We start from the raw sequence: 20,701 nt of genomic DNA, 5'->3' as shown, positions 1-20,701 counted from the left end.
CAATGTCATGGCTGATACGAAATGGAATGTGACCCACCTGCCCGACCTGGCCGGCCGTACGGCCGTGATCACCGGCGCCAACAGCGGCCTCGGCCTGATGACCGCCGAGGCGCTGGCCCGGTCCGGAGCGCACGTGGTGTTCGCGGTACGTGACCTCGCGCGGGGCGGCGCCGCCGCGGCGAAGGTCGGCGGCAGCACCGAGGTGCGCCGCCTGGACCTGGCCGACCTGGACTCGGTGCGCGAGTTCGCGGACGCCTGGGACCGCCCGCTGGACCTGCTGATCAACAACGCCGGCGTGATGATGCTGCCGGAGCAGCGGACCAGGCAGGGCTTCGAGATGCAGTTCGGCACCAACCACCTGGGGCACTTCGCGCTGACGAACCTGCTGCTGCCGCATGTCACGGACCGGGTGGTGACGGTCTCCTCCGGCCTGCACCGCGGTGGCGACGGAGTGATCCACTTCGAGGACGTGAACCTGCGCGGCCGTTACACGCCGACCCGCGCCTACGCCCAGTCCAAGCTGGCGAACCTGCTGTTCACCCTGGAGCTCCAGCGCCGCCTCACCGAGTCCGGCTCGCCCGTCCGCGCCCTCGCCGCCCATCCCGGCTACGCGGCCACCAACCTGCAGAGCCACCACGCCAGCCCCGTGGCGCGGGCCGCCATGGCCGTCGCCAACCGGGTGTTCGCGCAGAGCGACCGGGCCGGCGCCCTGCCCACCCTCTACGCCGCCAGCCAGGACCTCCCCGGCGCGTCCTACGTCGGCCCCTCCGGCCTCGGTGAGATGCGCGGCGGCCCCACCCTGGTCGGCCGCAGCGCGGCGGCCAGTGACCCGGCGGCGGCCCGCAGGCTGTGGACGCTGTCGGAGGAGCTGACCGGGGTGGAGTGGCAGCTGAAGCCGGGCGGCCGGGCGTGAGGTGCCGCGTGGACGCGCAGGCGGGACGCGCTGCCGAGACGTGCTGCCGAGACGTGCTGCCGAGACGTGCTGCCGAGATGGGTTGCGCACCGTGATCGGGGCTGGTCGGAGCGCATGGCCGCGCTCGGTCGTGGCGCCGCCCAGCGCCCATCAGGAGGTTTCACAGGAAAATCTCAGCTAAGTCGCAGCGGGTTTCTCACATGCGTGGGGGACAGTGAGCACTGATGAAGCGCATCTCACGCATCACGGCCACCTCGCGTCCCGCGTTACTCGGGGCGGTGGTGATGCTCGCCCTGACCTCGGCGTCCGTGGCGTCCGCCGACGACGGGCCGGGGCCCTTCGGGGTCACGGCCGATGTCGTCGCGACCCGGCGGACGGTCCGGGTCGGCGCGCTGTTCGGCGCCGACCGGGCCCACAAGCTGCCCGGCGGGCACTTCTGCACGGCCTCGGTCGTGCACAGCCGGAAGGGCGACCTGATCGTCACCGCCGCACACTGCGTGGACGGCGTCGACGGCGATCTGGTGTTCCTTCCGGGCTACCGGGACGGGAGGGCGCCGTACGGGGTGTGGAAGGTGAGGAAGCGCTACCTGCCCGACGGATGGGCCAAGCGCCAGGACGAGGACAGCGACCTGGCCTTCGCGACCGTCGAGAACCTGCACGGCAAGCCGGTCGAGGATGTGGTCGGCGCCAACCGGTTCACCACCGGCACGGCCACCGGCGCCACCGCCGTGACCGTCATCGGCTACCCCGACTCCCGCGAGGTGGCCATCAGCTGCACCAACAAGCCGACCCGGCACAGCAGGACCCAGCAGCGCATCGCCTGCCCCGCCTTCACCGGTGGCACCAGCGGCAGCCCCTGGATCAACGGAGACGACCAGGTCGTCGGCATCCTGGGTGGCCATGAGTACGGCGGCTCGACCGACGACGTGTCGTACAGCGTGGTGCTCAGGCGCGAGGCGGCCGAGCTGTACAAGGACGCGGTCGGGGACTCCTGACCCCGAGCACCGGCACGGACGACCGGCCGGACCGACGCGACTGCCCTGGGAGCCAGCTCGTATCCCCACGGCGGCCGCGTCCCCATGCGGACTGACGAACCGTCAATAGTGGATCGCACGAGGGACCTTGTGCGCTGAACCACGGGTTCTCGTGCCGGAAGGCCGTCGCTCATACACTGCTGCGGGTGGACTTACCGGTGGCGAGGGGCGGTTGACGGTGCGTAAGGCGTGGGTCGTCGGTGGTGCCCTCGTGGGGGCCGGGATGGGCTTCGTCATGCTGCTCGTCATCGGGGTGTACGTCGTCGCCGGGAACATCGTGGGCGGCGTGACCTCGGGAAGCCGGGGGCTCGCGAAGGGCGCCGTACCGGCCGCCTACAAGACGCTCGTGCAGAAGTGGGGCAATCTCTGCCCGGCGCTCACCCCGGCCCTGCTCGCCGCCCAGCTGTACCAGGAGAGTGGCTGGAACCCCACGATCGTCAGCCCCGCCGACGCGCGCGGCATCGCCCAGTTCATCCCCGGCACCTGGGCCACGCACGGCATCGACGGCAACGGCGACGGCAAGCGGGACGTCTGGGACCCGGCCGACGCGATCCCGTCGGCCGCCTCGTACGACTGCGAGCTGGCGAAGTACGTGAAGGACGTGCCCGGCAACGTCTCCGACAACATGCTCGCCGCCTACAACGCCGGTGCCTACCGCGTCATAAGGGCCGGCGGGGTCCCGGCCATCAGCGAGACCCAGAACTACGTCAAGCGGATCCGCAGCCTGGAGCAGAGCTTCGCCGCGCCCGTCAGCCGCATCAACCCGACCCAACAGGCCGCCGGCGCCATCGGCTTCGCGCAGAGCAAGCTCGGTACGCCCTATCTGTGGGGTGGGGAGGGGTCGGCGGAGCAGGGTGGGCGGTTCGACTGCTCCGGGCTGACGCAGGCCGCCTACGCGAAGGTCGGGATCACGCTGCCGCGGGTGGCCAACGACCAGTACAACGCCGGCCCGCACCCCTCCCGGGACCAGCTGCTCCCCGGTGACCTGGTGTTCTTCTCCACCGACCTGAGCGACTCGCGGGCCATCCACCACGTGGGGATCTACGTCGGTGGCGGTTACATGATCGACGCGCCGCGCACCGGGGCCGTCATCCGGTTCGACCCCATCGACACCCCCGACTACTTCGGCGCCACCCGCGTCACGGAAGATGGCGCAAAAGCACTCCCCACGACGGTTTGAGGCGGTGTGAACCGAGCGTGAACCCACCCCCTGAGCTGCGGTGATGCGTCTCTCTTCGATAACGTCTGCGTGATCATTCAGTGGAGAGTGGAACGTATTGATGGGGACCGTGCGTTCCTGTTGACGTAGCCGAGCGGACGTGAGTACGGGCAGTGCAGCGGAAGCGGATCTACGAACCACGGGGGTAGGAGCGGCGCACACGAGGTGCGTCCGGTAGACGACGAAGGGGCCGCAGCACCATGGCTGTACTCGCCGAATCCGGATCGAACCCCGACGTCGAACTGCTCTACGACATCAATGGCCTGGCCAAGGACTCCCCGCACTGGTTCGACCGGGTCATGGAGTTCGTCGGTGAGTACGGTCTGCTGCTCGCCATGGTCCTGCTGGTCCTGTGGTGCTGGTGGTCCGTGCGGCGCCGGGGCGGCGAGGACGCCGCGCCTTCGGTCGCCGCGCTGGTGTGGGCGCCGCTCGCGGCCGGCATCGCGCTGGCCGTCAACGTTCCGATCCGGGGCTTCGTGGAACGCCCCCGCCCCTTCGTCGATCACCAGGGGCTGGACGTCCTCGTCTCCGGCAAGACCGACTTCTCCTTCGTCAGCGACCACGCGACCATCACCATGGCGCTGGGCGTGGGCCTCTTCGTCGCCAACCGCCGCTTCGGCGTCGCCGGGATAGGGCTCGCGCTGCTGGAAGGGTTCTGCCGGGTCTACATGGGAGTGCACTACCCGACGGACGTCGTGGGCGGGTTCGCGCTCGGTACGGCCGTCGCACTGCTGCTGTCCCCGCTGGCCATGGCGCTGCTCACACCGCTGATGCGAGCCGTGGAGCGGTCGCCGCGGGCGGGGTGGGTCGTGCGGACACGGTCGGCGCAGGGCGTCCCGGTGCTCCCCGGCGCCCGGCGCTCGGCGGAGACCGGCGAACGGGACCTGGCGGCCTGACGCCCTCTTGAGCAGCCGCGGTGCCCGGCCGCACAGCCGTACCCTCCGCTGCCATGACCACGTTCTCCGCCACCGTGTGCCTGCCGCCCACGCCACCCCGCGAGGTGCCGGCGCCGTCGCGACGGCGCCGGCACCGTACGGCTGGAACCGCCCCGAGGAGGGCAATCCGGCCGGTGAGTGGGACCGGTGGCGGACCGGGGCCGCCGAGGAGGCTCCCTTCCTCGTGCGGCCCGGGCACCACGGTGACCCCGGGCTGCTCACCCCCTCGACCGTCCCGGCCCACAAGGCCGAACTCGCGGTGCTCGGACCGCTGGAGTGCCACGGCGGGCCCCGGGGGCTGCTCGACTTCGACGCCATGCGGCAGCGCGCGGTGCGGGAGAACGACGCCCTCGCCGAGGCGTGGCGCGAAATGAGCGCCCGGCACCCCGTGGCCCGCGAGGGGCTCTGTGCCGACGCCGTCCTCGTCGAGCTCCTCTGCCACGCCTGAGCCGGTGCGCGGCGGCTACAGCCCCTGCGCGTAGGAGAAGAAGCGTTGCGGGTCGTAACTCATCTTCACCTTCCCCAGCCGCGTCACCGCGTCGCCGTAGTACGCCTTCTTCCAGTCCGTCAGCGTCGGGTCGGTGTAGTTCTGGTACGCCGCGCCGGAGGCGTACGGCTTCATCGCGTTGTGCGCCGAGGTCAGCCAGGACTGGGCGGTGCCGCCGGAGGCCCCCGCGCCCCAGGAGGCTATGTACTGGGCCAGCATCCGGGAGCGGCGGTGGACGAAGGCCGTCGCCGTGGGGGAGACCCGGTTGACCGCGCCGCCGAGGGCCGTGAACGCGATGCTGCCCGCGCCGCCCCGCACCGAGGCGATCTGCCGCAGCACCGTCTGGATGCCGGCCGCGGACAGCGAGCGGTCGAAGAAGTCCGAACGGGCCGTGTACGTCTCCCGGCCCAGGCGGCCCTGCGGGGAGCGGCCCGGGGTGGAGCCGGGCAGGTGGCACTGGGCGTCGGCGGAGAAGGAGGAGCAGCCGGCGTAGATCTCCATCGCCTCCTCGTAGCCCCGGCGGCGCAGGGTGACGGAGGAGGCGTTCGCGCCGGCGGCGTGGGCCAGGCGGTCCACCGCGTTCTGCAGCTCGCCGTAGGTGCCGAGGGAGAAGCAGGCCACGGAGACGGCCGGGGTGCGGCCCGGCGAGCACTCCAGGTGCAGCGAGGACCAGATCTCGTCGGGCTGGCTCGGTCCCCACTCCTGCCAGGCCTTGAGGACGGCCGCGGCCTTCGCCCACGGCCACGTCATGTACGCGGTCACCGCCTGCGGCGCCGGGTGGGTCCGGAACTGCAGCTCGGTGACGACACCGAAGTTGCCGTTGCCGGCGCCGCGCAGGGCCCAGAAGAGGTCGGAGTGGGACGACGCGTTCGCCGTCACCTGGGTGCCGTCCGCCGTGATCACGGTCGCCTGGGTGAGGCTGTCGCAGGTCAGGCCGTAGGCGCGGGAGGCGACCCCGTGGCCGCCGCCGAGCACCAGGCCCGAGACGCCGACGGTGGGGCAGGAGCCCGCGGGTATCGTCACGCCCTTCGCGGCCAGCCCCCGGTAGACGTCGATCAGCTTGGCGCCGGCACCGACGACCGCCGTCCCGCCGGAGACGCGTATGCGGTTCAGCCGGGAGACGTCGAGGATGAGGCGGTTGTCGCCGGAGGAGTAGCCCGCGTAGGAGTGGCCGCCGTTGCGTATGGACACCCGGACGCCGTGGGCCTGGGCGTAGGCGAGGGTCGTACGGATGTCGTCGGCGTGTGCCACATAGGCGACCGCGGCGGGCTTCAGCCCGTCGAAGCGGGTGTTGTACAGCTGGTGGGCCGTCGCCCAGGTCGCGTCGCCGGGCCTGACCAGGGTGCCGTCCAGGTCGTGGGCGAGGCCCGTCCAGTTCGCGGCGGCGTGCGCGTTGGTGGTCTTGAGCGACGTGAGCGAGGATGAGCCCGTGCTCGCCGAGCCGCCGGTCCTGCCCGCGCCCGGGCTGCACCCGGTCAGTGCGGTCGCGGCCAGTGCAGCCGTGCCGCCCGCGATGAACGTACGCCGTTCCATGCCCATCGTCCTGTGTCGCCTCTCCGCAGGCCCCCTTGGCCCTTCCTGGGGTGAGACGGCCCGGTGGGCGCGTTGGTTCGTAACAGTTCGCACACAGGGGAACGAGCGCCGAAGACGTGTTCGCTCAACCCGGCGTTCGGAACCTGGGTGTGCCCTCCCCGTAAGCATTCCGTGACCTAACCAGGCCGACGGCAGGGGTTCACCCCGCGTTCACTTCCGGCCATCGGCGGCTTCACCTGTTCTGCCTAATTTCGGCCGTGCACGGTGCGGGGCGCGGCCATATGCGCTCGCGCTCCTCCATACCTCGCACGCCGCCGACAGCGGCGGCTCCTGGAAGGAACTCCCGAAAGTGAAGCTTCAGCGCAAGAACCGGCTGCGCGCCCTGTCGCTCGGTGCGATCGCCGTGACCGGCGCCCTGGCCCTGACGGCGTGCGGCTCCGACGACAACGGTGGCGGTTCCAAGGCCTCGGGCAACCCGTCCGGTGCCACCAACGCCTCCTCGATCAAGTGTGACAACGCCAAGGGTCAGCTGCTCGCAGACGGCTCCTCCGCGCAGAAGAACGCGATCGACGCCTGGGTCAAGGAGTTCTCCCAGGCCTGTGGCGTGCAGATCAACTACAAGGGTGGCGGCTCCGGCGCCGGTGTCACCTCCTTCAACCAGGGTCAGCTCGCCTTCGCCGGTTCCGACTCCGCGCTGAAGCCGGACGAGGTCACCGCCTCCAAGAAGGTCTGCTCCGGCGGTCAGGGCATCGACCTGCCGATGGTCGGCGGCCCCATCGCCCTCGGTTACAACGTCCCGGGTGTCGACAACCTGGTCCTGGACGCCCCGACGATCGCCAAGATCTTCGACAGCAAGATCAAGAACTGGAACGACCCGGCGATCAAGAAGCTGAACCCGTCGGCGAAGCTTCCCGACCTGAAGATCCAGGCCTTCCACCGCTCCGAGGACTCCGGCACCACGGACAACTTCACCAAGTACCTGATCGCCACCACCCCGGACAACTGGAAGTACTCCGGCGGCAAGGCCTGGCAGGCGCAGGGCGGCCAGGCGGCCTCCGGCTCCGCCGGTGTGGCCCAGGGCGTCAAGCAGAACTCCGGCGCGATCGGCTACTTCGAGCTGTCCTACGCCAAGGACATGAACACCGTCGCCATCGCCACCGGCGCCAAGACCCCGGTCAAGCCCTCCGTGGACAGCGCCACCGCCGACATCGCGGCCGCCAAGGTCGTCGGCACCGGCAAGGACCTGTCGCTGAAGCTGGACTACGCCACCAAGGCCGAGAACGCCTACCCGATCACCCTGGTGACGTACGAGATCGTCTGCGACAAGGGCAACAAGGCGGACACCCTGTCCGCCACCAAGGCCTTCCTCGGCTACATCGCCAGTGAGGACGGCCAGAAGGTCCTGTCGAGCAACGACTACGCCCCGATCCCCGACGAGATCATCGCCAAGGTCCGTACCACCATCGACGGCCTGAGCTGACTGATCCGAAAGTGCGGCCCGGCGCCCCTGCGGGCCGGGCCGCACCGTCCGGTGCACCGCCGCCAAGAGCCACCGCCCCCGTGGGGGCGGCCGGCTCCGCAGACCGGAGAACCCGATGGACATATCGACCAAGACGACCGACACGCCTCCACCCCCGCCCCAGCCCAGGCAGGCCGAGCAGAAGCGCAATGCCCGCGGCGCGTCCCGCCCCGGTGACCGCGTCTTCCTCGGCCTCTCCCGCGGCTCGGGCATCCTGCTGCTGGTGATCATGGCCGCGATCGCGGTCTTCCTCACCTACCGTGCCTCCCTCGCGATCAGCAAGGACCACGGGAACTTCCTCACGACCTTCGAGTGGAACACCAACCTCACCCCGCCGGACTTCGGCATCGCGGTGCTGGCCTTCGGAACGATCGTCTCCTCGATCATCGCCATGGTCATCGCGGTCCCGATCGCGGTGGCGATCGCGCTGTTCCTCACCCACTACGCCCCGCGCCGGCTGAGCGGTCCCATCGCCTACGTGATCGACCTGCTCGCCGCCGTGCCGTCCATCGTGTACGGCCTGTGGGGCGCCCTCATCCTCGTCCCGCACATGACCGGCCTGTACAGCTGGCTCAACGACTACTTCGGCTGGACCGGCATCTTCACCTGGGACGGCGGCGCCCCCCGCTCCATGCTCACCGTCGGCATCCTGCTGGCGATCATGATCCTGCCGATCATCACCAACGTCAGCCGTGAGGTCTTCCGGCAGGTCCCGCGGATGCACGAGGAGGCCGCGCTGGCCCTCGGCGCCACCCGCTGGGAGGTCGTCCGCATGGCCGTCCTGCCCTTCGGCCGCTCCGGTGTGATCTCGGCGTCCATGCTCGGCCTCGGCCGCGCCCTCGGCGAGACGATGGCCGTCGCCACCGTGCTCTCCCCGGACTACCTCATCCACGCCAGCCTGCTGAACCCGGGCGGCGGGACCTTCGCCCAGAACATCGCCAGCAAGTTCGGTGAGGCCACCGAGCAGGGCCGGGACGCGCTGATCGCCTCCGGTCTCGTCCTCTTCGTCATCACCCTGCTGGTCAACGGCGCGGCCCGCATGATCATCGCCCGCCGCAAGGAGTACTCGGGGGCCAACGCATGAGCACCGCAGCCGTCACCGACAAGCGCCCCAGCACGCTGCGCGGCGCCAGCCTCCCGAAGTGGTCCGGCTGGGCCATCGCGGCCGGCTCGATCGTCCTGGCCGTGGCCATCGGCCTGATCGGCGGGCTGAGCAGCAAGATCCAGTGGGGTCTGATCGCCGCGATCCTCTTCGTCCTCGGCACCTACGGCATCGCCGCCCGCGTGGAGGGCCGCCGGCAGGCCAAGGACCGGGTCGCCACCTCCTTCGTCTGGGTCGCCTTCCTGCTCGCCGTCATCCCGCTGGTCTCCCTGATCTGGACGACCGTCTCGCGCGGCGTGAAGGTCCTCGACGTCTACTTCCTGACCCACTCCATGGGCGTCGTCGCCGACTCCGAGCCCGGTGGCGGCATCTACCACGCCATCATCGGCAGCCTGGAGCAGGTCGGTCTCGCCACCGTCATCGGTGCGCCGATCGGCATCCTCACGGCGATCTACCTGGTGGAGTACGGGCGGGGCAAGCTCGCCAAGGCCGTCACGTTCTTCGTGGACGTCATGACGGGCATCCCGTCGATCGTCGCCGGCCTCTTCATCCTCTCGCTGATGCTCATCTTCAAGATGCAGCCGTTCGGCTTCGCCGGTTCGCTGGCCCTGGCCATCCTGATGATGCCGGTCGTCGTCCGCTCCACCGAGGAGATGCTCAAGCTCGTCCCGAACGAGCTGCGCGAGGCCTCGCTGGCGCTCGGTGTGCCGAAGTGGCGGACCATCCTGAAGGTGGTCCTGCCGACCTCCATCGGCGGCATCACCACCGGCGTCATGCTGGCCATCGCCCGTATCGCGGGCGAGACCGCTCCGGTGCTGCTGCTGGTGTTCGGCAACCCGTTCATCAACAACAACCCCTTCGAGGGTGCGCAGGCGTCGCTGCCGCTGTTCATCTTCCAGCAGTACCAGCAGAGCGCGGGTGCCAGCGCGGCGTACGACCGCGCGTGGGCGGCCTCCCTCACGCTGATCGCCTTCGTGATGATCCTCAACCTGGTGGCCCGCGGCATCGCCCGCTGGAAGGCCCCCAAGACCGGTCGCTGACGCGGCCAACAGCGACCGAGCTTGAATCTCCGGAAGTGAAGTAGAAGACATGGCCAAGCGAATCGACGTAAGCGGACTGACCGCGTACTACGGCTCCCACAAGGCGATCGAGGACATCTCGATGACCGTCGAACCGCGTTCGGTGACGGCGTTCATCGGCCCCTCCGGCTGCGGCAAGTCGACGTTCCTGCGCACGCTGAACCGTATGCACGAGGTCACCCCCGGTGGCCGCGTCGAGGGCAAGGTGCTCCTGGACGACGAGGACCTCTACGGCACCGGGATCGACCCGGTGTCGGTGCGCCGCGAGGTGGGCATGGTCTTCCAGCGCCCGAACCCCTTCCCCACGATGTCGATCTTCGACAACGTGGCGGCGGGTCTGCGCCTGAACGGCAACTACAAGAAGAGCCGGCTGAACGACATCGTCGAGAAGTCACTCAAGGGCGCGAACCTCTGGAACGAGGTCAAGGACCGCCTGAACAAGCCGGGCTCCGGCCTGTCCGGCGGTCAGCAGCAGCGCCTGTGCATCGCCCGTGCGATCGCGGTCGAACCGAACGTCCTGCTGATGGACGAGCCCTGCTCCGCCCTGGACCCGATCTCCACCCTCGCGATCGAGGACCTGATCGGTGAGCTGAAGGAGCGCTTCACGATCGTCATCGTGACGCACAACATGCAGCAGGCCGCGCGTGTCTCGGACCGTACGGCGTTCTTCAACCTGGCCGCGGTGGGCCAGCCCGGTCGCCTCATCGAGATCGACGACACCGAGCGGATCTTCTCCAACCCGTCGGTGCAGGCGACGGAGGACTACATCTCCGGTCGCTTCGGCTGACCGTCCCTGATCCCCTCGCGGTGCTGCATGGCGGTGCCACCGCGAGGACGCAAGAGGGCCCGCCCCTGGCTCCCGGGGGCGGGCCCATTGCGTTCGGGGACAGCCGTGAGGGCCTACGGACCGAGGTCCAGCACGCGGACCGGCTCGCCGGTCCACCGGTCCGGGGTGGTCGTGGCGATGATCGCTCCGTCGGGACGGTCCGGGGAGGGCTGTGCGGCGTACTGACAGTGCGCCGCGGCCCACGTGTCGTGCCGGGCCACCGCCAGGACGGCGGGCAGGTCCAGGTCCAGGACGGTGATGGCGGGCAGGGCGGCGAGATGCTCTGCCGTGCCGGGACGCGTCCGGTCGGCTTCGACCAGTGCGCACGCCGGGGCGTACAGGTACCAGCCGGCCTCGACGTGAGCGCGGTGGATCAACCGGGAGGCGAGGACGTTGCCCCGGCCGGCCGCGGCCATGGCGGTGGCGTCCAGGACGATGTGCATCGCGTCGCTCACCGGGCCGCTGCCCGGGCCAGCCGCCGGTCGAGTTCGCTGTCGAGGTCCCGCTCCTCGGCGGGAGTGGGGGCGTAGCCGGTCCACTCCCGCAAGGCGGCGCGGGCCTGCTCGGCCCGTTCGGCCCGCTCGGCGGGGGTGAGCAGGGTTTCGGCGAGCCGGGCCAGGTAGGCGCGCAGCGACATCCCTTCGGCTGCCGCTATGGCGGCGAGCCGGTCCCGGGCTGCCTCAGGGATACGGACGTTGGCGTCGGACATCACCGAACTCCTCTGCACACCATGGGTACGGGTACGTACCCATATTCTAGGGGAGGGGTGAGACCCGTCTCCGGTGAAGAGTAGGGAGTTACAGCACCGCCAGCTTCACCACGCCGAAGGCCAGCGCGGCGACCAGCGCGGCGGCCGGCATCGTGATGAACCAGCCCAGGACGATGTTCTTGGCCACGCCCCAGCGCACGGCGTTGAGGCGCTTGGTCGCGCCGACGCCCATGATCGCCGAGGTGATGACGTGGGTCGTGGAGATCGGCGCCTTGAAGAGGAACGCCGTGCCGAACATGATCGAGGCGCCGGTCGCCTCCGCGGCGAAGCCCTGCGGGGGGTCCAGTTCGATGATCTTGCGGCCCAGCGTGCGCATGATGCGCCAGCCGCCGGCGTAGGTGCCGAGCGAGAGCATGACCGCTGAGACGATCTTCACCCAGATCGGGATCGGGTCGCCGTACGTTTCGTGGCCGGAAATCACCAGGGCCATCACGACCACACCCATGGTCTTCTGCGCGTCCTGGAGGCCGTGGCCCAGCGCCATGCCGGCCGCGGAGACCGTCTGCGCCATACGGAAGCCCCGCTTGGCCTTGTGCGGGTTGGCGCGGCGGAACAGCCACATGATGGCCAGCATCACCAGGTAGCCGACGATCAGGCCCACCACCGGGGACAGGAACATCGGGATGATGACCTTGTCCACCACTCCGCTCCAGTGGACGGCCGTGCCGCCCGCCAGGGCCGCGCCGACCAGCCCGCCGAACAAGGCGTGGGAGGAGGACGAGGGCAGGCCGAAGTACCAGGTGATCAGGTTCCAGGTGATCGCGCCGATCAGGGCGGCGAAGAGGATGCCCATCCCGTTCCCGCCCGAGGGCGTCTGGATCAGGCCTTCGCTGACGGTTTTCGCGACGCCCGAGCCGAGGAAGGCACCGGCCAGGTTCATGACCGCCGCCATCGCCAGCGCCGCCCGCGGGGTGAGCGCGCGCGTCGACACCGAGGTGGCGATCGCGTTCGCCGAGTCGTGGAAGCCGTTCGTGTACGTGAAGAAGAGCGCGACCGCGATGGTCACGACCAGGGCGAGGGTGTCCATCGACGCCTCAGGACTCCTTGACGGCGATGGTCTCCACCGTGTTCGCCACGTGCTCGAACGCGTCCGCGGCCTCTTCCAGGACGTCCACGATCTGCTTGAGCTTGAGCACCTCGATCGCGTCGTACTTGCCGTTGAAGAGGTGCGCGAGGAGCTTGCGGTGGATCTGGTCCGCCTGGTTCTCCAGACGGTTCACCTCGATCCAGTACTCGGTGAGGTTGTCCATCGTGCGGAGGTTCGGCATCGCCTCGGCCGTCAGCTCGGCGGCCCGGGCCAGCACCTCGATCTGCTGCTCGACGCCCTTCGGCAGTTCCTCGACGTTGTAGAGGACGACCAGGTCGACGGCCTCCTCCATGAAGTCCATGATGTCGTCGAGGGATCCGGCGAGGGCGTAGATGTCCTCGCGGTCGAACGGCGTGATGAACGAGGAGTTCAGCTGGTGGAAGATCGCGTGCGTGGCGTCGTCACCCGCGTGTTCCGCGGCCCGCATACGCTCTGCGATCTCGGCTCGGGCAGGTGCGTCCGCCCCGAGCAGTTCCATCAGGAGTTTCGAGCCGGTGACGATGTTGTCCGCGGATGCGGCGAACATGTCGTAGAAGCTCGTCTCCCTGGGGGTCAGACGAAAGCGCACGTGGGGTCCTCGGGGTGCTTCGGTTTCGGTCAGGCTGATGCTAGGCGCATCATCCGGCCACGGCTATCGGGCCGCATCCCAGTGTCGCCCATCGGGCAGTGTGATCAGCACGGGGGCGTACCAAGGCCTCCCTACCCCGGAAAGTTCGTTACCATATACCCAGTAGGGGTATCCAGTCGCAATCGTGATCGAAATTCCGTTCAGTAGCCCGTTCAGCAGCTCGTCCCGAGATGGAGGCCCGCGATGACGACGACCGAGGCCGGCGCCACGGCTCCCTCCGAGACCGCGAGTGAGACCGCACACACTCCGCACGTCACGCACGGCTACCACAAGCAGAAGGACGAGCACCTCAAGCGGCTGCGCCGGATCGAGGGGCAGATCCGCGGACTGCAGCGCATGGTCGACGAGGACACGTACTGCATCGACATACTCACCCAGGTCTCCGCCTCCACCAAGGCGCTGCAGTCCTTCGCCCTGCAACTGCTGGAGGAGCACCTGCGGCACTGCGTGGCCGACGCGGCGCTCAAGGGCGGCGACGAGATCGAGGCCAAGGTGGACGAGGCGACGAAGGCGATCGGCCGCCTGCTGCGGTCCTGACCTCTCAGGTCTCGTCCTCGGAGACCCGCAGCACCTCGTCGATGCTCTCCAGGCTGAGCCGTTCCTCGGCCGCGGAGGCCGCGATGATCAGCTCTCCGCACAGCTCGATCTCGGCGAGGGCCACATGGTCCTGCACCGCCGTACCGCCGACCGGAGCCACCCGCCTCACCTCTTCTCTGCCGTCACCGACTTCCTAGAGTAGGCAGCGCCCTACACAACGCGCATGGCACGGACGGGCTACTTCCGGGGTGGCGCCCCGGACTAGTGCCCGTCCTCGGCGATGCGGCCCGCGTAGATGTCCGCCGGGCGCGGCAGCTCGACCGCGGCGGGGGCGCCGAAGTCGTAGAGCAGCGTCGTCGAGGCGACCGCCACGGGCGTCTTCTGCCGGCCGTTGACGAAGCTGAAGCGCTGCCGGAGCTTGCGGATGCGGCCCTGGTCGTCGAGATAGGCGTCGAACGGGACTTCGGCCGTGGCGAACCCTTTCGCCGCCGCGGCCAACGGCTGCCTGTCCTCGGCGGAGGCTTTGCGGGCCGCGCTGCCCAGGTCCGCCGTGCCCCGGTAGTGCCGCACCGCCGTCCCGCCGACCTCGGTCCTGCCGACGTAGGTCGCCGTCCGGGTCCCGCGCAGCATCTCGGCCGCCGCGTACGGATCGGTCGCGCCGCCGGTGACGAGATTGCCGTCGGACAGCGTGGCGGTCTCCACCCGGACCCACTTGTCGGCGGGCACGCCCGCGCCCCGGTTCTTCATGAACAGGGCGCCGGGAGCGAGGAGTTCGGTGATCGGCTGGTGCTCGGAGGTGCCCGCCGGGTCCTCGGGCAGGACGACCGTGAGCCGGCCGAGGCGCCGCCGGTAGTCGTAGACGCCCTGGCCGCGGATGGTCACCCGGGTGCCGCCGGTGGCCATCTCCATGGAGGTGGTGGCCTTGGAACTGCCCGCGCCGCGCAGGGTGTCGGCGGCCCGGCGCAGGACGGCGACCGGATCACCCCCGCCCTTGACGTCCTCGGCGGCGGCCCCCATGCCGGAACAGCCCGTGGCACACGCCCCGAGGCCGAGCATGATGCCGACCGCGACGACCGTCCTGCCCGCGCTCCTGTGCTGCCGCCGTTCCATCGCCTGCCTACCCCCAGCCGGTACGTCCGTCACGGGCCCCCTACTCGTCCGGTTAACGACGAGTAGGGGGCGCCGTCACGCGGTGCCCGAGTGGTGGGACGGCCGTACGAGCCCTTTACCGCGGGTGGGTAACGTTGTCGGGGTGGCAGTCACCTCGGCGCAGCAGGATGGGCCGGAGCAGGCCCGGTCCGGGCAGGAACACTTCACGACGACGACCGAACAGGGGCGCTTCTGCGTGGCCAGCTGCAGCTGCGGCTGGCGCGGACCCGCCCGCAGGGCCCGCAGCCAGGCCCGCACCGACGCGCAGACGCACCGGGCGGGCGGGTGACGCGGAAGGGTGCCGGCCGGCTCAGCGCGCGGCGCCCTCGGTGGTGGCGAGCACCTTGAGCGCGCGCTCCAGCATGCGCTTCTTGCGCGCCGTCTCCGCCGCCAGCGCGGTCTTCTGCCCGGCCATGGCCCGGCGTTCGTGCCGTGCCTCGGCGGCGGACCAGACGGCGATCAGCCGCGTGGAGTCCTTGCAGGTCATGTCGGTGCGGGCGACGGCCTTCTCATGGGCGTCGGCGGCCGGCGCCTGCGCGGTGGGCAGGTCGGTACCGGCGTTCAGCGGGCTGTCGTAGTGGTAGCCGGCGCGGGCCATGCACGCCGACCAGGCGGTCACGGCCCGGCGCACCTCGGGATCCTTCTCCGCCTGCTGGAAGGCCGTGACGTAGATGCCCATGGCGACCGGGTTCCGTTCGCTGCCGCCGTCCCCGATGATCCGGTCGCGGGCCTCCTCGGCGCAGCCGCCGGCGCGGACCGGGCGGTCCTTGTAGGTGCCGATCACCCCGGCGGTGCGCGCCGGGTGCGGTCCGTCGGCGCGCTGCACGTCGGCCTCGGTGAGGGTGCCGGAGGCGGTGCCGTACATCACCAGGTCGCGCACCCGGCGGTCGGCCGCGGACCGGGGCGGACGGGAGGTGACCAGGTCGGTCTGCTTCCGCCGGTTGGCGGGCACGCGCGGGTCGACGTCCGGGGCCATGTGGTAGCCGTAGCGGCGGGCGTCGGCGTCGGTCATCACGCCGTAGGAGCGCTCCGGCAGGGTCGCGTAGAGGCTGCGGCTGAAGCTCACGCGGTCGTCGAAGCCGTAGCGGCGCATGCAGGCGGCGCGTTCGACGAGCTCGGCGCGGCCGACGGCGGCCAGCTCGAGGAGCGACAACCGGGCGTTGTCGACCGGGCGTCGGAGCAGCGGCCTCGGCAGGGAGACCGGAGCGAGGGGGGCGTGGCCGGCGTGTGCCGGGGCGGGGGCCGGCCGGGTCTGGTCGGCGGAGCTGCCGCAGGCCGCGAGCAGGAGGGCGGCCGCGGCCGCGGGGACGGCGATGCGCCCCCGCGGCCGCGCACTCACGGGCATTCCCAGTGGTTGGAGGCGTTGTTGTTGTAGGTCTTGTTCAGCCGGGAGACGGAGGAGTGGGCGTCGATGTAGTCCGCCGGGCCGCTCCAGCCGCTGTTGTAGTAGATGATCGCGGTGCAGTCGGGGTCGAGGTTGGTGGCCGAGGCCGCGTTGTTCTTCACCGGCTGGCCCTGACCGGCGCCGGAGGAGGAGAACACGTAGCCGGCCTCGTCCTTGGTCGGCACGTTGAAGTCGGCGTGCGAGCCGGACAGACCCGAGTTGTAGTACAGGCACAGCTCGCCGAAGAGGTTCGAGCTGACACTGGTGGTGCAGCGGCCGTCGTTCTGGGCGGCGGCCGGGACCACGCTCGCGCCGGTGGCGATGGCGGCGGCGGCCACGACGAGCGCGGCACTCTTCTTCATGTGCATCGTTCTGGCAACTCCCCTGTAGATCCGTCGAGTTGGACGTTCGTGCCAGGTGGTGCACGGCCATCACAACAGGATCAGAGTTCACACAGAAGACACACAGGTGATCATTTCCCCGGCGTTCACCGTTCCGCTACATGTGTTCGAATGGCCGGATGAGGGCGTCCACGAGGTCCCGGTCGCGCGGCTGGGTGAGGCGGCCGCGGGCCGCCGCGGGGGAGAGCCACAGGATCCGGTCGACCTCGTCGTTCGGGGTGAAGCGGCCGGACACCGCCTCGGCCGCCCAGTAACGCACCTGCTTCGGACGGCCGTTGGCGATATACCGCACGGTCGGCAGTGCCACGCCGGGCTCGGCCGTGTACCCGGTCTCCTCCGCGACCTCCCGAAGGGCGCCCGCGAGCGCGTCCTCGCCGCGCTTGAGCTTGCCCTTCGGGTGCGACCAGTCGTCGTACTTCGGCCGGTGGACGAGGCAGATCTCCAGGCCGTCGGCGACCGGCGAGCGCCGCCACAGCACACAGCCCGCCGCTCGCACCAGGGTGTCGCTCACGCCGCCTCCTCGTGGGAACTCAGGGTGCGCTGACCGTCTGCATCTGCCAGGCCTGCTGGAAGGCGTACCTGGCGGCCTCCACCTCGTGCCGCTGGTCGGCGTGGAGCACGCCGAGCGCGTACGCCGTCGCCGGGGCGATCCGGGGGGTACGCGCGGCCTGGGCCGCCGCCGCTGCCGCCTCCGAGGCGTCCCGGTGCCGGTTCAGGGCCTGGCCGGCCGTCAGCAGCCGTGCGTCCACGGGCAGCTTCCCGCCGTGCAGGGTCTCCTGGGCGTAGCGGTGCAGCCGCAGCAGCAGCCGGACCTGGTGCCAGGGACCGTCCTGGGGGTGCGGGGCCGGGTCCGGGGACAGGCCGTGGACCAGGGCCTCCGCGTTGTACGGGTGTCCCGCGACGACCAGCGGGAGCGCCACGATCGCGTCTGTCAGCCGTTCCTCCGCAGCGGCTGCCAGGGGACGCAGGTCGGCCGTCGGGGCGCCGGGAGTGAGCGGCACCTCGCTGGCGAGTACGGCGACCTTGTCCGCGACGGCGTGGAACCGGCTGGAGCCCAGGGCCTGCAGAGCCGTGGAGTGGGCCCTCGTCCGGGCCAGCGTCAACTGCCGTTCCAGCAGGGCACCCGCCTTCGCCGCGCCCACGGTGAGGTTGCCGCGCTCCGGTGCGGCCGTCGCCGGGCCGCTGGTGTTCTTCACCGCCACCGGGGCGCCCGCGGCCACGGCGGCGTCGATCGCCTGCGCCGGGAGCACCGCCGCCCCAGACAGCCGGTGCAGCGCCAGCAGCAGCCGGTCCAGGCGGGCCTCGCAGGCGTGCTCCAGGCCCAACGTGCCGGAGAGCCACGCCAGTTCGGGGCGCATCTCCTCCGACCAGCCGGGATCGAGCAGCGGGCGGAAGGTGTGCAGGCTGCCGCTGATGCGGCGGGCCGAGCGGCGCAGGGCACGCGCCGCGTCGACGGACTCCTTCGCGCCGTTCTCCCCCACGCCCGACCGGTCCCGCGCGGGAGCGCCCCCGCCCGCACCGCCGGTCTCGCGGTGCAGGCGCAGGGCGCGCAGGAACTCCGTGGCCTGGGTGCGCAGGTACGCCGCGAGGGCGTCCCCGGTCACCACCTCGGCCGCGGGGTCCTTCGGGTCAAGGTGTTGCTGTGCCACGCCGGCGCCTCCGGGCGTCTATGAGCATCTCCTGGACGTTGCGCAGGGGCTGGCCGTCCGCGTCGGTCGCGTGTCGCGTCCACTCGCCGTCGGGACCGAGGTGCCAGGAGGAGGTGGAATCGGACATGCCGGTGTCGAGCAGCCGGTTGAGGGCTGCCCGGTGGGCGGGGTCGACGACCCGCACCAGGGCCTCTATCCGGCGGTCGAGGTTGCGGTGCATCATGTCGGCGCTGCCGATCCACACCTCGGGCTCGCCGCCGTTGCCGAAGGCGAACACGCGGGAGTGTTCGAGGAAGCGGCCGAGGACCGAGCGGACCCGGATGTTCTCGGACAGGCCGGCGACGTCGGGCCGGACCGCGCAGATCCCGCGCACCCAGATGTCCACCGGCACGCCCGCCTGGGACGCACGGTAGAGGGCGTCGATGACCGCCTCGTCGACCATCGAGTTGACCTTGAACCGGATGAAGGCCGGACGGCCCGCGCGGTGGTGCTGGACCTCCTTGTCTATCCGCGAGATCAGACCGTCGCGCAGGGACTTGGGGGCCACCAGCAGGCGGCGGTAGGTCTCCCGGCGGGAGTAGCCCGACAGACGGTTGAAGAGGTCGGAGAGGTCCGCGCCAACCTGCTGGTCGGCGGTGAGCAGGCCCAGGTCCTCGTACAGGCGGGCCGTCTTCGGGTGGTAGTTGCCCGTGCCGACGTGGCTGTAGCGGCGCAGGGTGTCGCCCTCCTGGCGGACCACCAGGGACAGCTTGCAGTGCGTCTTCAGGCCGACGAGGCCGTAGACGACGTGGCAGCCGGCCTCCTCCAGCTTGCGCGCCCACTTGATGTTGGCGTGCTCGTCGAAGCGGGCCTTGATCTCGACCAGGACGAGGACCTGCTTGCCGGACTCGGCGGCGTCGATGAGCGCGTCGACTATGGGGGAGTCACCGGAGGTGCGGTACAGGGTCTGCTTGATCGCCAGGACGTCCGGGTCGGCCGCGGCCTGCTCCAGGAAGGCCTGGACCGAGGTGGAGAAGCTGTCGTACGGGTGGTGCAGCAGCACGTCCCGGGTGCGCAGGGCGGCGAAGATGTCCGGTGCGGACGCCGACTCGACCTCGGCGAGGTCGCGGTGGGTGCCGGCGACGAACTTCGGGTACTTCAGCTCGGGCCGGTCCAGGGAGTGGATACGGAACAGACCGGTGAGGTCGAGCGGACCCGGCAGCGGGTACACCTCCGCCTCGGAGATCTTCAGCTCGCGCACCAGCAGGTCCAGCACCTCGCGGTCGATGGACTCCTCGACCTCCAGGCGCACCGGCGGCCCGAAGCGCCGCCGCATGAGTTCCTTCTCCAGGGCCTGGAGCAGGTTCTCGGCGTCGTCCTCCTCCACTTCCAGGTCCTCGTTGCGGGTGAGCCGGAAGGCGTGGGACTCCAGCACCTCCATGCCCGGGAAGAGCTCCTCCAGGTGCGCGGCTATGACGTCCTCGACGGGGACGTACCGGCCGGGGCTGCTCTCCAGGAAGCGGGACAGCAGCGGCGGCACCTTCACGCGCGCGAAGTGCTTGTGGCCGCTGACCGGGTTCCGCACGATCACGGCCAGATTCAGGGACAGGCCGGAGATGTACGGGAAGGGGTGCGCCGGGTCGACCGCCAGCGGGGTGAGCACGGGGAAGATCCGGTGCCGGAAGAGCGTGAACAGGCTGGCCTGCTCCTTGTCGGTCAGCTCGCTCCAGCGGACCAGGTGGATGCCCTCCTCCGCGAGCGCGGGGGCGACGTCCTCCTGGTAGCAGGCGGCGTGCCGGGCCATGAGCTCGCGCGACCGGGCCCAGATCATCTCCAGCACCTCGCGCGGCTGCAGCCCGGAGGCGGACCGCGTCGCCACGCCGGTGGCGATACGGCGCTTCAGACCGGCGACCCGGACCATGAAGAACTCGTCCAGGTTGCTGGCGAAGATCGCGAGGAAGTTCGCGCGCTCCAGCAGCGGGGTGTCCGGGTCCTCGGCGAGCTCCAGGACGCGTTCGTTGAAGGCGAGCCAGCTGCGCTCACGGTCGAGGAAGCGACCCTGGGGCAGTGGCGTGCCGTCGGTCCTGGACTCCTCGTAGGCATCGAGGTCCGCGTCGATGTCGGGTTCCAGGTCGGAGACCGTGGCGGCCACGGTGTGCGGGCGGTGCGCGGCTATGGAGCCCACGGGAGGCTGCGCGTGCTGGACCGGTGCCTGGGCGTCTTGCTGACTCATGACCCCATTCTTCCGCGCTACGGGCGTCACGGGCGCGTCGGAACGTGCGGGCGGGAGCGTCACGGCCCCGTTCTGCGCTGGCCCCTCGGGGGGCGGCGAAGGCTCTGGCACGGCGGGCTTCATTGGCCGAGCGTCGCAAGCTCGGCTGAATCGATGGTTACGGAGACATGACGTCCGGGATAGCGCGGGGCGGCTCCGGGACGTCTTCGTCGCGAGAGCGACGGATTCCTCGCCGCCC

23 protein-coding genes are annotated in these 20,701 nt (G+C 70.6%); 11 read left to right on the top strand and 12 right to left on the bottom strand.

Annotation, left to right across the window (positions count from 1 at the left end; all coding sequences use genetic code 11):
- The first annotated feature begins 7 nt into the window (after positions 1–7).
- The 5 genes from AB0D93_RS08475 (at position 8) to AB0D93_RS08455 (ending at position 4,549) form a co-directional block, all read left to right on the top strand.
- On the top strand, positions 8–913 hold the full coding sequence (locus AB0D93_RS08475) for an oxidoreductase (protein WP_362115014.1): 906 nt from the start codon (positions 8–10) through the stop codon (positions 911–913).
- Positions 914–1,137: 224 nt separating this feature from the next.
- Positions 1,138–1,908 (top strand): trypsin-like peptidase domain-containing protein, encoded by a 771-nt coding sequence (locus AB0D93_RS08470; protein ID WP_362115011.1) that lies wholly within the window; start codon positions 1,138–1,140, stop codon positions 1,906–1,908.
- Positions 1,909–2,119: 211 nt separating this feature from the next.
- Positions 2,120–3,127: a bifunctional lytic transglycosylase/C40 family peptidase gene (locus AB0D93_RS08465; RefSeq protein ID WP_362115008.1), complete on the top strand. Its 1,008-nt coding sequence runs from the start codon at positions 2,120–2,122 to the stop codon at positions 3,125–3,127.
- 239 nt (positions 3,128–3,366) lie between these two features.
- Positions 3,367–4,062, top strand: a complete 696-nt coding sequence (locus AB0D93_RS08460) for a phosphatase PAP2 family protein (RefSeq protein WP_362115005.1) — start codon at positions 3,367–3,369, stop codon at positions 4,060–4,062.
- A gap of 76 nt (positions 4,063–4,138) precedes the next feature.
- Positions 4,139–4,549 carry a hypothetical protein gene (locus AB0D93_RS08455; protein WP_362115002.1) on the top strand — a complete coding sequence of 137 codons (411 nt, stop codon included), beginning with the start codon at positions 4,139–4,141 and terminating at the stop codon, positions 4,547–4,549.
- Positions 4,550–4,564: 15 nt separating this feature from the next.
- Here the strand turns inward: AB0D93_RS08455 and AB0D93_RS08450 are convergent, their stop codons facing one another.
- Complete coding sequence (locus tag AB0D93_RS08450) at positions 4,565–6,121, bottom strand: FAD-dependent oxidoreductase (RefSeq protein ID WP_362114999.1); 1,557 nt, start codon at positions 6,119–6,121, stop codon at positions 4,565–4,567.
- Between the two features lie 349 nt (positions 6,122–6,470).
- On the opposite strand from AB0D93_RS08450, the gene pstS reads away from it, so the two are divergent.
- The 4 genes from pstS to pstB all read left to right on the top strand — a co-directional run bounded on the left by pstS (position 6,471) and on the right by pstB (position 10,608).
- Positions 6,471–7,601, top strand: coding sequence for a phosphate ABC transporter substrate-binding protein PstS (gene pstS / locus AB0D93_RS08445; RefSeq protein WP_362114996.1), 1,131 nt, complete (start codon positions 6,471–6,473; stop codon positions 7,599–7,601).
- 115 nt (positions 7,602–7,716) lie between these two features.
- Positions 7,717–8,724, top strand: a complete 1,008-nt coding sequence (gene pstC / locus AB0D93_RS08440; RefSeq protein WP_362114993.1) for a phosphate ABC transporter permease subunit PstC — start codon at positions 7,717–7,719, stop codon at positions 8,722–8,724.
- Positions 8,721–9,782, top strand: a complete 1,062-nt coding sequence (gene pstA / locus AB0D93_RS08435; protein WP_362114990.1) for a phosphate ABC transporter permease PstA — start codon at positions 8,721–8,723, stop codon at positions 9,780–9,782. Before pstC ends, pstA begins: the two co-directional genes overlap by 4 nt.
- A gap of 49 nt (positions 9,783–9,831) precedes the next feature.
- Complete coding sequence (pstB, locus tag AB0D93_RS08430) at positions 9,832–10,608, top strand: phosphate ABC transporter ATP-binding protein PstB (RefSeq protein ID WP_362114987.1); 777 nt, start codon at positions 9,832–9,834, stop codon at positions 10,606–10,608.
- Positions 10,609–10,721: 113 nt separating this feature from the next.
- Here the strand turns inward: pstB and AB0D93_RS08425 are convergent, their stop codons facing one another.
- The 4 genes from AB0D93_RS08425 to AB0D93_RS08410 form a co-directional block, all read right to left on the bottom strand.
- Positions 10,722–11,102, bottom strand: a complete 381-nt coding sequence (locus AB0D93_RS08425) for a hypothetical protein (protein ID WP_362114984.1) — start codon at positions 11,100–11,102, stop codon at positions 10,722–10,724.
- Positions 11,099–11,356: a hypothetical protein gene (locus AB0D93_RS08420; RefSeq protein WP_362114981.1), complete on the bottom strand. Its 258-nt coding sequence runs from the start codon at positions 11,354–11,356 to the stop codon at positions 11,099–11,101. The genes AB0D93_RS08425 and AB0D93_RS08420 overlap by 4 nt, the downstream gene beginning before the upstream one ends.
- An 88-nt stretch (positions 11,357–11,444) precedes the next feature.
- Positions 11,445–12,443, bottom strand: a complete 999-nt coding sequence (locus AB0D93_RS08415) for an inorganic phosphate transporter (RefSeq protein ID WP_362114978.1) — start codon at positions 12,441–12,443, stop codon at positions 11,445–11,447.
- A 7-nt stretch (positions 12,444–12,450) separates the two neighbouring features.
- Positions 12,451–13,071, bottom strand: coding sequence for a DUF47 family protein (locus AB0D93_RS08410; RefSeq protein WP_031173265.1), 621 nt, complete (start codon positions 13,069–13,071; stop codon positions 12,451–12,453).
- A 243-nt stretch (positions 13,072–13,314) separates the two neighbouring features.
- Between AB0D93_RS08410 and AB0D93_RS08405 the strand changes: the two genes are divergently transcribed.
- Positions 13,315–13,668: a metal-sensitive transcriptional regulator gene (locus AB0D93_RS08405; protein ID WP_362114974.1), complete on the top strand. Its 354-nt coding sequence runs from the start codon at positions 13,315–13,317 to the stop codon at positions 13,666–13,668.
- A 4-nt stretch (positions 13,669–13,672) separates the two neighbouring features.
- Here the strand turns inward: AB0D93_RS08405 and AB0D93_RS08400 are convergent, their stop codons facing one another.
- Together AB0D93_RS08400 and AB0D93_RS08395 are read right to left on the bottom strand one after the other, a co-directional pair.
- Positions 13,673–13,828, bottom strand: a complete 156-nt coding sequence (locus tag AB0D93_RS08400) for a hypothetical protein (RefSeq protein ID WP_362115132.1) — start codon at positions 13,826–13,828, stop codon at positions 13,673–13,675.
- A gap of 101 nt (positions 13,829–13,929) precedes the next feature.
- Positions 13,930–14,778, bottom strand: a complete 849-nt coding sequence (locus tag AB0D93_RS08395) for a hypothetical protein (protein WP_362114970.1) — start codon at positions 14,776–14,778, stop codon at positions 13,930–13,932.
- A 142-nt stretch (positions 14,779–14,920) separates the two neighbouring features.
- Here AB0D93_RS08395 and AB0D93_RS08390 point away from each other — a divergent pair, with 142 nt between their 5' ends.
- Positions 14,921–15,106 carry a hypothetical protein gene (locus AB0D93_RS08390; protein WP_362114967.1) on the top strand — a complete coding sequence of 62 codons (186 nt, stop codon included), beginning with the start codon at positions 14,921–14,923 and terminating at the stop codon, positions 15,104–15,106.
- 21 nt (positions 15,107–15,127) lie between these two features.
- On the opposite strand, the gene AB0D93_RS08385 is transcribed toward AB0D93_RS08390, so the two are convergent.
- From AB0D93_RS08385 to AB0D93_RS08365, 5 genes are all read right to left on the bottom strand, one after another.
- A complete protein-coding gene (locus AB0D93_RS08385) occupies positions 15,128–16,156 on the bottom strand; it encodes a hypothetical protein (protein ID WP_362114964.1) in 1,029 nt (342 codons plus the stop codon).
- Positions 16,153–16,563 carry a peptidase inhibitor family I36 protein gene (locus tag AB0D93_RS08380; RefSeq protein ID WP_362114961.1) on the bottom strand — a complete coding sequence of 137 codons (411 nt, stop codon included), beginning with the start codon at positions 16,561–16,563 and terminating at the stop codon, positions 16,153–16,155. The genes AB0D93_RS08385 and AB0D93_RS08380 overlap by 4 nt, the downstream gene beginning before the upstream one ends.
- Positions 16,564–16,699: 136 nt before the next feature.
- Entirely contained in the window at positions 16,700–17,113 is a 414-nt protein-coding gene (locus AB0D93_RS08375; RefSeq protein ID WP_362114958.1) for an NUDIX hydrolase, read from the bottom strand.
- 19 nt (positions 17,114–17,132) lie between these two features.
- Complete coding sequence (locus AB0D93_RS08370) at positions 17,133–18,251, bottom strand: CHAD domain-containing protein (protein ID WP_362114955.1); 1,119 nt, start codon at positions 18,249–18,251, stop codon at positions 17,133–17,135.
- Positions 18,232–20,586, bottom strand: a complete 2,355-nt coding sequence (locus AB0D93_RS08365; protein ID WP_362114952.1) for an RNA degradosome polyphosphate kinase — start codon at positions 20,584–20,586, stop codon at positions 18,232–18,234. The genes AB0D93_RS08370 and AB0D93_RS08365 overlap by 20 nt, the downstream gene beginning before the upstream one ends.
- Between the last annotated feature and the right edge of the window lie 115 nt (positions 20,587–20,701).

The sequence above is a fragment of the Streptomyces sp. NPDC048191 genome, assembly GCF_040652655.1.
Classification (GTDB): domain Bacteria; phylum Actinomycetota; class Actinomycetes; order Streptomycetales; family Streptomycetaceae; genus Streptomyces.
The sequence above is the reverse complement of the archived record's forward strand: the minus strand, read 5'-3'. Positions and strand labels throughout refer to the sequence as shown.

What these genes read in the sequence shown, in the direction of transcription:
- AB0D93_RS08475 (WP_362115014.1), top strand. Translation starts at nt 8, where the DNA reads ATGGCTGATACGAAATGGAATGTGACCCACCTGCCCGACCTGGCCGGC.
- AB0D93_RS08470 (WP_362115011.1), top strand. Translation starts at nt 1,138, where the DNA reads ATGAAGCGCATCTCACGCATCACGGCCACCTCGCGTCCCGCGTTACTC.
- AB0D93_RS08460 (WP_362115005.1), top strand. Translation starts at nt 3,367, where the DNA reads ATGGCTGTACTCGCCGAATCCGGATCGAACCCCGACGTCGAACTGCTC.
- AB0D93_RS08450 (WP_362114999.1), bottom strand. Translation starts at nt 6,121, where the DNA reads ATGGAACGGCGTACGTTCATCGCGGGCGGCACGGCTGCACTGGCCGCG.
- pstC (WP_362114993.1), top strand. Translation starts at nt 7,717, where the DNA reads ATGGACATATCGACCAAGACGACCGACACGCCTCCACCCCCGCCCCAG.
- pstA (WP_362114990.1), top strand. Translation starts at nt 8,721, where the DNA reads ATGAGCACCGCAGCCGTCACCGACAAGCGCCCCAGCACGCTGCGCGGC.
- pstB (WP_362114987.1), top strand. Translation starts at nt 9,832, where the DNA reads ATGGCCAAGCGAATCGACGTAAGCGGACTGACCGCGTACTACGGCTCC.
- AB0D93_RS08420 (WP_362114981.1), bottom strand. Translation starts at nt 11,356, where the DNA reads ATGTCCGACGCCAACGTCCGTATCCCTGAGGCAGCCCGGGACCGGCTC.
- AB0D93_RS08415 (WP_362114978.1), bottom strand. Translation starts at nt 12,443, where the DNA reads ATGGACACCCTCGCCCTGGTCGTGACCATCGCGGTCGCGCTCTTCTTC.
- AB0D93_RS08405 (WP_362114974.1), top strand. Translation starts at nt 13,315, where the DNA reads ATGACGACGACCGAGGCCGGCGCCACGGCTCCCTCCGAGACCGCGAGT.
- AB0D93_RS08395 (WP_362114970.1), bottom strand. Translation starts at nt 14,778, where the DNA reads ATGGAACGGCGGCAGCACAGGAGCGCGGGCAGGACGGTCGTCGCGGTC.
- AB0D93_RS08380 (WP_362114961.1), bottom strand. Translation starts at nt 16,563, where the DNA reads ATGAAGAAGAGTGCCGCGCTCGTCGTGGCCGCCGCCGCCATCGCCACC.
- AB0D93_RS08365 (WP_362114952.1), bottom strand. Translation starts at nt 20,586, where the DNA reads ATGAAGCCCGCCGTGCCAGAGCCTTCGCCGCCCCCCGAGGGGCCAGCG.